Origin of the sequence: Chlorogloeopsis fritschii PCC 6912 (genome assembly GCF_000317285.1) — a bacterium.
Classification (GTDB): Bacteria; Cyanobacteriota; Cyanobacteriia; order Cyanobacteriales; family Nostocaceae; genus Chlorogloeopsis; species Chlorogloeopsis fritschii.
On record NZ_AJLN01000061.1, the window covers coordinates 12,314 to 25,548 of the forward strand.

Genomic DNA, 13,235 nt, shown 5'->3' on the forward strand with positions numbered 1-13,235 from the left:
AAAAATATGCAACCAGCTTTACACATCACAACTAAAGTTTTATCAGGAAACAAAATAGAAATTGAAATTCCCGAAGCGAAAGAAGGCGATAACGTTGACGTATTTGTTATTTTGCCAGAAAAAGTTGAAACCAAAAAGCGTTCTGTGATGGAGATTTTAGAAGTAATTCATGCTCAACGTCCCCCCAAAAGTGCTGAAGAGATAGACAGATATCTTCAAGAGGAACGGGAATCATGGGACAGTTAGTACTCCCTTCTTCTAGCAAAATCTATATCAATTCGGTAGTAGCAATATATAGTGTCGAGTGGAATCCTAATTATTTACACACTGTTAGAACCTTTATGGCTAAAATGCCAAGCAGGAGAACTGGAAATCATTAGCAGTGAACTAATACTAATGGAAACTTTAGTACTCCCTTTGAGAAATGCTGATACTTTTTTAGTTGATACTTATGAACAACTGTTATTGTCAGAAACAATTCAACTAATTCCAATTAGTCAATCTATACTTCGACAAGCTGCAAATCTTCGGGCTACTACTAATCTAAAAACACCAGATGCTATTCATGCTGCTACGGCTTTATCTATAAGTTGTAACCAATTTCTTACTAATGATAAAGGCTTTCGTAATGTTCCGGGTTTACCTGTTGTCATCCTTAGTGAAGTCTTAACATCTTAAAACTATAAATGGTATGTTCCGCCTCCTTCTCATGAGGCATAGCCTCTAGTTTTCATCACGATGCAGAGTATAGTAATGAGAAATTACCTGTTCAAAGATTCCAAATATTTCAAAATCCTTTGATTCTCCAGTACTAGTTCTCGGATAACTGCTGTATTATCATCAATTCTTCTCTGATTATCAATCATTTGGCGCTGTATATTAACCATTTGCCTTTGCATTTCATCTATTCTCGGCAAAATGCTACTAGCTAAATCAGTTAATGCCTGAATTGCTTTAGCATTAGATTCAATTAACTTTTCAACCTGTTCTGAATCGCTCATATTATTCTTGCAATTCCTATATAATCTTTATGCCCATACACGATATTATAGATAATCGTACCAGAAAATTAGTAGACCAAATAAACTGTATTCTAGACTCATCACAAGCGGCTCATTTTGCAGTAGGTTATTTCTTCCTTTCTGGCTTTACCACAATTGCAAAACGCCTCACTAATATTCAAGAATTACGCCTACTAATTGGCAACACAAGCAACCGTGAAACCATAGAACAAATTGCTCAAGGATACCGACGTTTAGAATTAATTGCTGATAAAATCGAAGCCCAAACTTATCCTAAACGCACGGAAGTTAAACAAATAACGAGCGAAACAGCAGCTAATATCCGTTCTAGTATCGAACTCATGGATCAGACGGATGAAGCCGAGATGCTGGTAAAAAGTTTAGTGGAGATGATTGAAGAAAAACGGCTGTATGTGCGAGTTTACACTAAAGGAACTTTACACGCCAAAGCTTATATTTTTGACTATGCTACTGTTTATGATGGCAAAGGTAGAGCGTTAGAACGTACAGAAAAAGGTATTGCTATTGTTGGCTCGTCTAATCTTACTCTTTCTGGCATTACCCATAATACTGAACTGAATGTGGTAATTCATGGCAATGATAATCATACAGAATTAACCCATTGGTTTGAGGAACTTTGGAATGAGGCAGAAGATTTTAATGAAGCTTTAATGCGAGAAATGAAACAATCTTGGGCGGTTTCCTTAGTTCGTCCCTATGATGTTTACATGAAAACTCTTTATTGTTTAGTCAAAGATAGATTAGAAGATACAGAGCTAAAAAACTTGATTTTAGAAGACGAAATTACTAAGCAATTAGCAGATTTTCAAAAAGTTGCTGTTAATAATGCTGTGCAAAATATTAGAGACTATGGTGGTGCATTTGTCTCTGATGTAGTCGGACTTGGTAAAAGCTTTATTGGTGCTGCAATAGTTAAACGTTTTGAACAAACAGAACGCGCACGTCCTTTAATTATTTGTCCTGCACCACTGATAGAAATGTGGGACAGTTATAACGAAGTTTACCAGCTAAACGCCCGTATTCTGTCTATGGGAATGTTGAAAGAAGACGAAGAAAGTGGGGTCAAGTTTTTATTAGATGATTTTAAATATAAAGATAGAGATTTTATTTTAATAGACGAAAGCCACAATCTAAGAAATCATACTACCCAGCGATATAAAGTAGTACAAGCATTTTTAGCCGCAGGTAAACGTTGTTGCTTATTAACAGCAACTCCGCGTAATAAGAGTGCTTGGGATATCTATCATCAACTCAAACTATTTCATCAGGACGATAAAACTGATTTACCAATAGATCCACCAGATTTAAAAGAGTACTTCCAGTTAGTTGAAAAGGGTATAAAGAAATTACCAGAATTACTATCTCATATCTTAATTCGCCGTACCCGCAACCATATCTTACGTTTTTATGGCTACGATGCCCAAACCCAACAAGCAGTAGATCCAACTAACTTTCGAGACTATGTTAATGGAACGCGACGTGCTTACGTTATTGTTGGTGGAAAACATCGCTTTTTCCCCAAACGAGAATTAGAAACCATTGAGTACAGCATTGAAGATACATATCAGGGGCTATACCAAGAATTACGTCAATACATGGGGAAGTCTCGCAAGCGCCAATTAATCAAACCACCAACAAACGAACTCAGCTATGCTCGCTATGGATTGTGGAATTATGTTTTGAAAGACAAACAAAAACAAGAACCTTATAACACTTTACAACGTGCTGGTGCCAATTTGCGAGGATTAATGCGGGTGCTATTATTTAAGCGCTTTGAGTCAAGTGTTTATGCTTTTAAAGAAACTATCAAAAAATTGCTAATAGTACACGAAAGGTTTTTAAGAGCTTTGTCACAAGGATTTGTTCCCGCAGGAGAGGAAGCACAAACTCTACTTTCAGAAGATTATAATCAAGCGGAAGAACAAGACTTGATGGATGCACTATATCAGGTTTCTGGTAAATATGACTTAGCAGATTTTGATGCCGAGAAATTACAACAACATCTTGAACATGATATTAAGCTACTCAGAAAAATTTTGGCATTAGTTGAACCAATTACCCCTGAGCAGGATGCAAAATTACAAACTCTCCTCAAGTGGTTATCTAAGCCTACTCTTAAAAATAAGAAACAGTTGATTTTTACTCAGTATGCAGATACGGCTAAGTATTTGTACGAGAACTTAAAACTACAATATAAACGAGATGATATTGATGTAATTTATAGCGGCAATAACAAAAATAAAGCGCGTTTAGTAGGAAGGTTTGCACCAAAAGCGAATAAAGAATACAAATTTAAGCAGGGAGAATCAGAAATAAACACGCTGATTGCAACTGATATTTTGGCAGAGGGTTTAAATTTACAAGATGGCGACTTAATTATAAATTATGACTTACACTGGAACCCAGTTAAGTTGATTCAGCGTTTTGGTCGAATTGATAGAATTGGCAGTGAGAAAGATATTATTTATGGATACAACTTTTTACCAGAATTGGGTATTGAAAGTAATTTAGGATTGAAGCAAAAACTGAAGAACAGAATTCAAGAAATTCACGACACTATCGGTGAAGATGCTGCTATTCTTGATACTACAGAGCAACTCAACGAAGAAGCTATGTATGCCATTTACGAACAAAAGGGTAAACAGTTGAGCCTCTTTGAACCAGAAGAAGATGAATTTTTGGATTTAAATGAAGCTGAGGAAATTCTTAGAAAGTTACAAAAAGATGAGCCTGAGGAATTTGAGCGAATTGCTAATTTACCACATGGTATCCGAACAGCTAAATTCTCAATGCAAAAGGGGACTTTTATTTTTTGTGAAGCTTCAGATCCGACTCGCCCTGATATCAAAGGCTATCAACAGTTGTTTTTGTTAGACAGCAAAGGAAATGTGATTTCACGAGAGATTCCCCGGATCTTAGGTGCAATTAAATCTGATCCCACCACAGATACCGCAACACTTCCTAAAGACCATAATTCTACTGTGATGGGTGTCAAACGTCAATTTGCTGAAGAAGTCAAGCATCGTCAAGCAGAACGAGAATACAACCAGCGTTTAACTCAAGGTCAAAGGTATATTTTACGTGAATTGAGAATATTTTTTAAATCATTAGCAGATGAAGAAGTAAAAGCTCATGTCAATATTTTAGAGCGGGCATTTCGGAGTTCTGTCACTCAAGCAATTAACCGAGAGTTAAATATATTGCGGCGCAACGGTTCAACCAGCCAGGATTTGTTTAATCAATTGGTGCAAATTTACCGCCAACATAATATGCATGAATGGTTGAATAACAATAGTTTGCCAGGATTATCTCAGCCAATTCCAATGGTTATTTGTAGTGAGGCTTTAGTATAACTTGATGAGATTAAGCTGTTCCACATTATAACTTACATAACATGGGCGGACAAGATGTCCACCCCACAAGAGTTTAGCCTCATTTCAATATGCAAACTAGATGTTTTTCAGATTATCTCCATTTACCGTTAAACTCAAGCCAACCTCTTGATTAAACAGTCTGCAATACGTTTTGCTGCACCTGGTTTTCCCATCCGTCGCAGCCCATTTTCGGCAATACGGTGCAGTTGATCTGGATTGGCAAAAAGCGATCGCACGACTTGTGCAACTTCCTGTGGTTGCTCTACCAGTATCACACTTGGCCCCAAAAGGCGACTTTGTGCTTCCGCAAAAGAAAAAGTAAATTGTGGCCCCTTGCCAGGAATTATAATCGCTGGTTTGCCTAAACCCACAAATTGTTCTGTTGCTGTTCCTGCCATCGCGATCGCTAAATCAGCCAAATGCAGACAATCGTTGTAGGCGGTTTGTGTTAAGAGCAAATACGCATTTTTTTGCTTAAATGTCAAAATTTCAGCATGAGGAAATTGAATTGGCGATTCTGGGTGAGGGTGAAAGCCGTGGGAGATGAGAATTTGGCGGATGCTTTCAAAGTGTAAACTAGGAGCGATCGCACCTAGAAACACCAAAGTTTTAGAAGTGCGGGCTTGAAAATCTCGCTCTTGAGAAAATGTTATCAACGTAGATACGGCAGTCAAAATTTTCTGCCAGTTAGCATAAGCTTCTGGAGGACGGGAACCTGGCAAGAGAGTTACAATTAAGGGCCGAGCTAATTCTTGCTGTTCGATATCAGCACCGTAAAACCTGGCAGTAGGAAAAGATGGCTCTAAATCATCCATCATTGGATTGCCCAAATCAAAAGCGGGAATAGGCCATTTTTTTAAAATTTGCGTAGTTAGTGAATCTCTGAGAAACACAGCCCTGCAAAGTTGGCGACTCATCAGCCAACGCTCCCAAGGATGATAAATAGAACCAGAAAAATTTTCCAACCAGGCAGTTTTATTGTTGCGTTTTAGTAACCCATTTTCATCCCGTACATGGTATTCTGATTTCGCCGTGCCAACAAAAGCATAGTTAGCACCGCTAATCCAAGCCAGCAATAGCGGTAGAATATCTCCAACAGCTAAAATAGCGCTCTGGTGCCCTAATTTTTTTTGAGAACTTACCCAATTGCGTATGGCTTGAATCTGGTGACAAGTTAGTTGTACTAAACCTCCCCCGATATCACGCATTAATTGGCGAGTATCCATGTATATAAAGCCACCAGAAGGCATCGCACGTACTGAACCGATGAGAGGAATATCTAATTTTTGGTAAGCATATCCTTCACCAACCAAAGGTAAGGCAAATAAAGTCGGCGGATTTTGCTGCTGCTGGAGTTGATGTAAAATACGAACTGCGATCGCATCTTCCCCATGACCATTGCTTAAAGCTAATAATCGCAATTGAGAAGTTGTGCCTTGGGTTTGAGATGTTAAGGGGAAGGATGACGCATCACTCATAAAGAAACAAAAATTTAATATCTACTGTCTTTTTGGGCAAGAGGAAAGAAATTAGGAGTTAGTACTATCCCTATTAACTAACCTCAGTACATAAACATAGTACAAATTCACTGCTAGTAAATTAGATTAGTATTTATGCGAAATTGTTGTGGTAATATTTTTACTTAAGTTACGGAGGTAGTCTAAAATATTAAGTCACAAACAGCAAGTATTGATGAGGTGCAGCAGTAAGAGGGTAAATGTTATATATAACACTAATTTCTTAGAAATTGCCGATCGCACTTTAAGATTCAGTCAGCTGTAGAAGTTGAGATTTTAAATTTTAGATTTCATATCGTGAGGTTAATAGTTTACCCTAATCTAAAATCTAGAAATGGATAGCCCAAACCCATAATTAAAAAACCAATCTAAAACACTATGCTAGCTGGTACAAAATTGCAGGGTGGGAAGTATACCTTAAACCAGGAAATTGGTAGAGGTGGCTTTGGTATTACCTTCAAAGCTACTCATCACTACCTAAATCAGGCAGTGGTGATTAAAACCCTCAACGAAAAGCTCCGGCAACATCCTGATTTTGCCAAGTTTGAGCGCCAATTTCAGGACGAAGCCCGACGCTTGGCAACATGCATCCACCCCAATATTGTCCGGGTTAGCGACTTCTTTATCGAATCTGGGCTGCCTTACATGGTGATGGAATACATTCCTGGTGAAACATTGGGAGAGGCATATGTTCTGCCAGGTATACCGTTGCCAGAAGCAACAGCAATTCATTACATCCGGCAAATCGGGGCAGCATTGCAAGTAGTGCATCACAACGGTTTGCTGCATCGGGACATAAAACCGGATAATATTATTCTTCGCCAAGGAACCCAAGAGGTTGTGCTGATTGATTTTGGCATTGCCAGGGAGTTTAACAGTGGCGTCAGACAAACTCACACTGGGATAGTTTCTGAGGGCTATTCTCCGATTGAGCAGTATCTATCCCAAGCACCGCGATCGCCTGCAACTGATGTTTATGGTTTAGCAGCAACATTATATTCCCTGTTGACAGGACAAGTTCCCATGTCCGCACTGCTACGCGATCGCGAACAAATGCCGACTCCCCGTGAACTGCAACCCCACTTGAGTGCTTCTATCAATCAAGCAGTAATGCGCGGTATGGCAATTGAGGCGAAATTTCGCCCCCAGACAGTAGAAGATTGGCTCAAGTTGCTACCTGAGGATGGAAAAATTCCTTTACCACAAACAGTAGCAACTCAAACGGTACCAACAATTAATTTATCAGTTCAGCAACACGAAGAAAATTTAGCGAAAAGGGCTGCAATTCAAAAACAGGTTTCAGCACCTCCAGTAAATGCTAATCCATTGCGGCGATCGCCAAAAATACTCGTTGGCACTGGTGTAGCTATGGTTGCTGCAACAGTTGGTTTTGGCATAACTAACGTGTTGTTTAAACCTCAACTGCCATCTCCCAAGCCAGTTTTTGAACAGCCCAGTGATGCTGCCTTGGAATTACAAACCACTACACCCTCCCCTACTAATTCCGCACAATCAAAAGTAGAATCTACACGTGTCTCTAGCTCTCCTCGGCGCAGACGCAGCCGTCGGGCAAATTCAGAATCAAATCAAAATCCTTCAGAAGAATCAGCTAAAACCAACTCGGTATCAACAGAAACTCAACATCGCAAATTACAAGAAACGACACCTGCTGCATCTAGCACTTCATCGCCATCGCTATTAGAAAAACTGCGGACAATTCGAGACACTCGTCAAACTCCTACCTCTACATCCCCAGAAAATAAGTCACCATCTTCTGGTAAATTTTTCCCTTCCCAATCACCCGCGAAAAGATCCAATTCAGTTGTTGTACCAACAGTACCGGAAACCAGGGAATTCAGACATTCAAATCCTCCTGCGATCAAAGTTCCAACTCAAGAACTTAAGCAAAATTTAAATACTGATGGTCAACTTTTTCAACCTAGTAAGGAAAATAAGGAAGATCCAAATCCACAAAAGCCACAATTTGAAAGTGAGTGAAGTACTACTGTGTCAACCAAGAATTGATGGGTTAAGGCAGACGCGGTGACGCGGAGAATTAGTTGAGCCGACAAAGAGCGATCGCCTTCAATACCCCATCAAAAATTACAGCAAATTTTATTTGAACCACAATTTTTTGTAGTGGCGGGTTTAGCAGATATCCTTTCGGTTTGAGCTAGAGATTGAAACAAAACCCGCCCTTAAAGTATCATGTGGTCTATTCATCTGAAAATGGCTGTAAACTAAGCGCAAGAGATTTAGCATTTTAACTTTGATAAAGAGCAAGAGCATTTTTGCGCAAAATCGCAACAGCAATATCATCTGCCTCATTTGCAGTTAAATCGCAATCCCTAATTGCTTCCTCTAGCACTTCTGCCAGAATTTGACGCCCCCACTTTGCCCCTAAATAATACAATTCTGGAATTGAATGGGCATCAGACGAATACATCACTTTACTAGTAGGAGTCAACTCCAATAGTTGTCTTAGTGCTGCACGCATTCCTGATACGCTTAAAAAAGGTATTGCCAAACCAAAATCTAAGTAAACTTGGGGATAAACAGAAGCCAAATATCCAGCTTCCCGCATATATGGATAAGAAGCATGAAGTAGAACAATAGGAACATCGCGATACTGGGGTGACTCCAATAAGGAGCGCAAGTAAAGAGGATTTGCTAATCGTAAATCCAAATCGGGATCGCCATAGCCAGTGTGAAATTGCACTGGTAATTGATATTTAGCAGCAATTAATAGCGCTTGTTGCAGCAGAAAGTCAATTAAGTACTTATTAGCAAGACGTAAAGGTTGATGCTCAAATTCTTGTTTGAGATCGTAAAAACTACAAGCAGCAGCCGCCAGAGAAACAGGTTGGATCTCCAAACCAGTGCGGTAGCAAGCAATACTCTTGAAACCCACAACTCCAGCAGGTGGTGGATCAATTTCACTCTTGAATTTTTCTAGAAATGTCTTAAAATCATCGCTTTTAGTAATTAATTCTTCTGCCAAAGCTTCCAGTCGCAAAATTCTTTTCACAGGAACAAATTGTTCATGCCATGAAAGTGATTGGATAGAGTTTGGTTGCAATCCATCATCTAAAAAAATCGCTTCTAGGTTGGCAGCATTAAAATAAAGTTTGGTTAACTCCTCTAGCCCCAAGCTTTTCCGACGCGCTAAGATTGCCTCCTCCTGTGGTTCGCACTTAAGCAAGGCAGCAACTTCCCGTAGACTGCGCCGATAGAATAAGGTATTGCGAGCGTGATAATTAATAATCTCTGGAGCGTAGCCCTCGGTAAAAGCGGCAGCATAAGGAGAACTGTTAGCAATTTCCGGGCGTAACAAATTATGGGCGTGTTGGTCAATAATAGGAATATCAGATAGATTCATCTAAAATCCTCGCTGTCGATTCCCGCCATCATTGCATTTGCAATTTAGCAGTAAGTTATTTACGAGTTAATTTTTATAATCACAGCTATACAGTAAATATAAACGTGTCAATTTGTCTGTCTATCGTAAAGAGGATAAATTCATCTCCCGTTAACCTCCTTCGTCGCTGTAACGGGAGTCAAGAGTGCTCCATTAAGATAGACAAAAGTGCGATCGCATTATCAACAAAAAAAGGGATATTTGTCTCATATCAAGTTCGGCTCATCACTTATCAGCAAAATCTCGTCGCCTCAGCCTGAACGATAAGTCATTAAGCGAACCTAATATCTATCCCTTTTCAAAAAATCACCCCGATCTTGAGTAGCTACAATCAAAACAGACGAAAAATAAACGGATAACGCACAGGTTCATTGGGTTGGCTAAAACAACGCAACAGTGCCCAAATTGTCAGCCCCCAGTGCAGTAAAAAGCCAAGAGCAACAACGGGGAAGAACAGAATTCCGCCAATGCCAAAGGTGAGCCAAGATAAAATCCCAATTGGAACTCCAACTAAAGTTGCCCAGAACCAAACATTGAAGTGAAAATTAATTGATTCTTTGGCATTGCTTTTAACAACTGGATCGTCGGAAATTACATTAATTGCAATCGGAATTCCAATCGACAACAGTGCTGTACTCAAGAAAATTGCCCCATGACACAGAGATGATAGTAACTTGCGCTTGTGCAAATCGTATGTAACTTGCATCCAGGTGGCTCCTCAATTCGCCTTTTAGCTTTGATTTTAGCGATCGCCAACTATGTTTAATATTGCAGGTAGCCGTACCTAGCAAGTTTTCGGGCTTTTCCTTGAGAGAGATTAACTTTGAATGTTACTCATCAACTATGAGTGATGAGGTTTACCGAACCTTTAGCACAAAAGCCTTCTGAAGGTTATTGATGCTTGGCTAACACAACACCACTGCGACAAGTCGGCAGAGCGCTTTCTTTGCAGTGGCTCCCCTAGTGGCGTGGTAAAGCTAAAAGGGTGCATTAAACCTCTTGTACTCATTCTAGTTTCAAATAAATCGACCACAGATACACACAGATGTACACAGATTTTATCGGTGTCCATCTGTGGTTGTAATTAACCGAGATCGCGATCGCTGCAAGAAGTCTACGTTCTTGGTAGTCAATTTCTGCTTATAGGTTGCTACTACGAGTCTTTGCGATCGCATCATTTTAGTCGTGTCAGTCCACTACGTGTATTTGAACGCACCACCAACTAACATTCAAAAATAAAATATGAGTCCTATATACCTATTAAAAGTAGCAGCAGAGATAACATAAAGTAAGACAAAGTCAAACAAAATCCTCACTTTAAATTACTTAACACAGGCGGTAACAATGGGTCGTTTAAATCCTTTATCTCTACAAATGCAGATTACTCGTATGTTTGAGCAAGGGCAAAGTTTTTTTGCCACAACTAAAGTACAGGAATGGTTGAAAGAACGGGGACACAATCCCATGGATTACGACATTATTTTTCACCAAAAACCAGCACCTCCCGGTTCCAAAGAAGTAATGGTAGTGCAAATAGAATTGCGGCGCAAAGATGGACAACCCGTAGATTCCTGGTTACAAGAACAAGCAAATTTACAAGCCTAAAATCTCGAATTTTTAAATTAACATGGCAGCCAATATTGATGAATCAGCCACTTATGAAGGTGGGTGTCACTGTGGTGCAGTGCGCTTTCGAGTAGTAGTTGACAAACACAAAGCCGATGATTGCAACTGCTCAATCTGTAAAAAAAAGGGCTTTTTACATTTAATTGTGCCACAAGCTAAATTTACTTTATTGCAGGGCGAAGATGTTTTGACAAATTACACATTTAATACAGGAGTTGCCCAACACAAATTTTGCCGTATTTGTGGAATTCACTCTTTTTATATTCCTCGCAGTCACCCTGACTGTATTGATGTCAATATTCGCTGTTTAGATGGCGATGTGATATCTAACTTTGAAATTGTGCCTTTTGATGGAGCAAATTGGGAAGAGAATATACATCAATTACGGTGAGTAGAGAAGGGAAAATGTACGAATTTAATGTAGGGAGTATTATGCCGTAGGCTAAGGCACCTTAAAGTCTTGACGGTGCTTTGTGTTACGCAACAACACACCCTACGGCAAATTTATATTTTTATTGCAGACTTACCTACCTGTTTTTCAACCTTAATTTCTGCTGAAACTAAAATAAGAATAATTTTGTCAAACTCTTAGCTTACCCATACTCTAATCCTTAGCAGCCTATAATTTCTTAACTGCTTTCCTGGCTGATGATACTCTCAAAATAGGAAATAGCAGTATGTCTGAACATTACGACATTATCATTATTGGTACTGGTGCTGGCGGTGGAACTCTTACTTACAAATTGGCGCAAAGTGGTAAGAAAATTTTAGTGCTCGAACGCGGGCCATTTTTACCCAGAGAGAAAGCAAACTGGGATACTAAAACAGTTTTTAATACAAACCGTTATCATAATTCTGAAGTTTGGTACGACAAAGACGGTAATGAATTACACCCCGGCATGAGTTACTTTGTCGGAGGTAATACCAAAGTTTACGGTGCAGCATTATTCCGTTTACGAGAAAGAGATTTTGAGAAATACCAGCATCAAGACGGCATTTCGCCAGAATGGCCGCTTAAATATCGTGACTTTGAGCCTTATTATGTCCAAGCCGAAAAACTTTACCAGGTACATGGTAAAAGTGGAGAAGATCCAACGGAACCATTTCGCAGTGAGGAATATCCTTATCCTGCTGTCAGCCACGAACCCCGAATTGAGGAAATCAGCGACGCACTGAAAACCCAAGGGTTGCATCCCTACCATACCCCTATCGGTATTCGCTTAAACGAAGCCCAACGCTACTTGAGTGCTTGTATCCGTTGCAATACTTGCGATGGTTTCCCTTGCCTGGTGCAAGCTAAATCTGACGCAGAGGTGAGCGCAGTACATCCCGTCATTGGGCAAGATAACGTCACATTAATTACAGAAGCTAAAGTACTAAAACTACTCACCAGTTCCTCTGGACGAGAAATAACAGGTGTAGAAGTAAACTTTCAAGGACAGAAACGGATATTCTCAGGGGATATTGTCGCTGTAGCTTGTGGTGCAATTAACTCCTCCGTACTACTGCTCAAATCTGCAAACGAAAAACATCCTCACGGATTGGCAAATAGTTCTGGTTTGGTGGGACGGAATTTTATGAAACACGTATTAGGTTCGATTATTGGGGTAGCCAAAAAGCCCAACCCTACAGCTTTTCAGAAAACCCTCTCCATCAATGATTTTTACTGGGGCGAAGAAAATTATGACTATCCAATGGGACAAATTCAAACCTTGGGCAAAATCAGCAAAGAAGCACTAGAGGGAAATCCAGAAGCTTACGCGCCACTGACACCAGAAGAAGTTGCAACTCATTCCATCGATTGGTGGATAACAGTAGAAGATCTACCCGATGCCAACAATCGTGTGCGCGTAAATGGTGACAAAATTATCCTTGAGTATACAGAGAACAATAGCGAAGTTTACAACCGTTTAGAACAACGCTGGATTGAAACTCTCAAATCTATCGAATGCGGTCAGCAAATCATACCTAACTGTTCCTATTTTGTCAAAGGTGGTAAAAGTTACTTTACAGGTAAACTACCCTTAGATGGTGTTGGGCACCAGGTAGGTACGTGCCGCTTTGGAGAAGGTCCTAAAACCTCCGTATTAGATTTAAACTGTCGCACTCACGATATTGACAATCTTTACATTGTAGATGGTAGCTTTTTCCTCTCCAGTGGTGCAGTCAATCCTACATTGACAATTATTGCAAATGCCTTACGTGTCGGCGAACACTTGATAGAAAGAATAAAGTAAAACCTTCTATTTGCTCTTCC

Annotated in this window: 11 protein-coding genes; 7 read left to right on the forward strand and 4 right to left on the reverse strand. The window is 39.7% G+C overall.

Annotated features, from left to right (window positions below):
- The first annotated feature begins 6 nt into the window (after window positions 1-6).
- Window positions 7-246, forward strand: coding sequence for a hypothetical protein (locus UYC_RS0109435; protein ID WP_016877191.1), 240 nt, complete (start codon window positions 7-9; stop codon window positions 244-246).
- 150 nt (window positions 247-396) lie between these two features.
- Window positions 397-678, forward strand: a complete 282-nt coding sequence (locus UYC_RS0109440; protein WP_235181616.1) for a type II toxin-antitoxin system VapC family toxin — start codon at window positions 397-399, stop codon at window positions 676-678.
- Window positions 679-761: 83 nt separating this feature from the next.
- On the opposite strand, the gene UYC_RS0109445 is transcribed toward UYC_RS0109440, so the two are convergent.
- Entirely contained in the window at window positions 762-1,001 is a 240-nt protein-coding gene (locus UYC_RS0109445) for a hypothetical protein (protein ID WP_016877189.1), read from the reverse strand.
- A 29-nt stretch (window positions 1,002-1,030) separates the two neighbouring features.
- Here UYC_RS0109445 and UYC_RS0109450 point away from each other — a divergent pair, with 29 nt between their 5' ends.
- Complete coding sequence (locus UYC_RS0109450; RefSeq protein ID WP_016877188.1) at window positions 1,031-4,396, forward strand: helicase-related protein; 3,366 nt, start codon at window positions 1,031-1,033, stop codon at window positions 4,394-4,396.
- Window positions 4,397-4,530: 134 nt separating this feature from the next.
- Here the strand turns inward: UYC_RS0109450 and UYC_RS0109455 are convergent, their stop codons facing one another.
- Window positions 4,531-5,895 carry a lipid-A-disaccharide synthase-related protein gene (locus UYC_RS0109455; protein ID WP_016877185.1) on the reverse strand — a complete coding sequence of 455 codons (1,365 nt, stop codon included), beginning with the start codon at window positions 5,893-5,895 and terminating at the stop codon, window positions 4,531-4,533.
- Window positions 5,896-6,312: 417 nt separating this feature from the next.
- Between UYC_RS0109455 and UYC_RS0109460 the strand changes: the two genes are divergently transcribed.
- Window positions 6,313-7,932 carry a serine/threonine protein kinase gene (locus tag UYC_RS0109460; RefSeq protein WP_016877184.1) on the forward strand — a complete coding sequence of 540 codons (1,620 nt, stop codon included), beginning with the start codon at window positions 6,313-6,315 and terminating at the stop codon, window positions 7,930-7,932.
- 265 nt (window positions 7,933-8,197) lie between these two features.
- Here the strand turns inward: UYC_RS0109460 and UYC_RS0109465 are convergent, their stop codons facing one another.
- Together UYC_RS0109465 and UYC_RS0109470 are read right to left on the reverse strand one after the other, a co-directional pair.
- A complete protein-coding gene (locus tag UYC_RS0109465) occupies window positions 8,198-9,313 on the reverse strand; it encodes an amidohydrolase family protein (RefSeq protein ID WP_016877183.1) in 1,116 nt (371 codons plus the stop codon).
- A 370-nt stretch (window positions 9,314-9,683) separates the two neighbouring features.
- Window positions 9,684-10,058, reverse strand: coding sequence for a DUF4870 domain-containing protein (locus tag UYC_RS0109470; protein ID WP_016877182.1), 375 nt, complete (start codon window positions 10,056-10,058; stop codon window positions 9,684-9,686).
- Between the two features lie 638 nt (window positions 10,059-10,696).
- On the opposite strand from UYC_RS0109470, the gene UYC_RS0109475 reads away from it, so the two are divergent.
- From UYC_RS0109475 to UYC_RS0109485, 3 genes are all read left to right on the forward strand, one after another.
- Window positions 10,697-10,957, forward strand: a complete 261-nt coding sequence (locus UYC_RS0109475) for a hypothetical protein (RefSeq protein ID WP_016877181.1) — start codon at window positions 10,697-10,699, stop codon at window positions 10,955-10,957.
- 22 nt (window positions 10,958-10,979) lie between these two features.
- On the forward strand, window positions 10,980-11,369 hold the full coding sequence (locus UYC_RS0109480) for a GFA family protein (RefSeq protein WP_016877180.1): 390 nt from the start codon (window positions 10,980-10,982) through the stop codon (window positions 11,367-11,369).
- A gap of 286 nt (window positions 11,370-11,655) precedes the next feature.
- Complete coding sequence (locus UYC_RS0109485) at window positions 11,656-13,215, forward strand: GMC oxidoreductase (protein ID WP_016877179.1); 1,560 nt, start codon at window positions 11,656-11,658, stop codon at window positions 13,213-13,215.
- Window positions 13,216-13,235: the final 20 nt, after the last annotated feature.

Coding starts and splice junctions, on each gene's coding strand:
- UYC_RS0109440 (WP_235181616.1), top strand. CDS start 397: ATGGAAACTTTAGTACTCCCTTTGAGAAATGCTGATACTTTTTTAGTT.
- UYC_RS0109475 (WP_016877181.1), top strand. CDS start 10,697: ATGGGTCGTTTAAATCCTTTATCTCTACAAATGCAGATTACTCGTATG.
- UYC_RS0109485 (WP_016877179.1), top strand. CDS start 11,656: ATGTCTGAACATTACGACATTATCATTATTGGTACTGGTGCTGGCGGT.
- UYC_RS0109445 (WP_016877189.1), bottom strand. CDS start 1,001: ATGAGCGATTCAGAACAGGTTGAAAAGTTAATTGAATCTAATGCTAAA.
- UYC_RS0109455 (WP_016877185.1), bottom strand. CDS start 5,895: ATGAGTGATGCGTCATCCTTCCCCTTAACATCTCAAACCCAAGGCACA.
- UYC_RS0109460 (WP_016877184.1), top strand. CDS start 6,313: ATGCTAGCTGGTACAAAATTGCAGGGTGGGAAGTATACCTTAAACCAG.
- UYC_RS0109470 (WP_016877182.1), bottom strand. CDS start 10,058: ATGCAAGTTACATACGATTTGCACAAGCGCAAGTTACTATCATCTCTG.
- UYC_RS0109450 (WP_016877188.1), top strand. CDS start 1,031: ATGCCCATACACGATATTATAGATAATCGTACCAGAAAATTAGTAGAC.
- UYC_RS0109465 (WP_016877183.1), bottom strand. CDS start 9,313: ATGAATCTATCTGATATTCCTATTATTGACCAACACGCCCATAATTTG.
- UYC_RS0109480 (WP_016877180.1), top strand. CDS start 10,980: ATGGCAGCCAATATTGATGAATCAGCCACTTATGAAGGTGGGTGTCAC.
- UYC_RS0109435 (WP_016877191.1), top strand. CDS start 7: ATGCAACCAGCTTTACACATCACAACTAAAGTTTTATCAGGAAACAAA.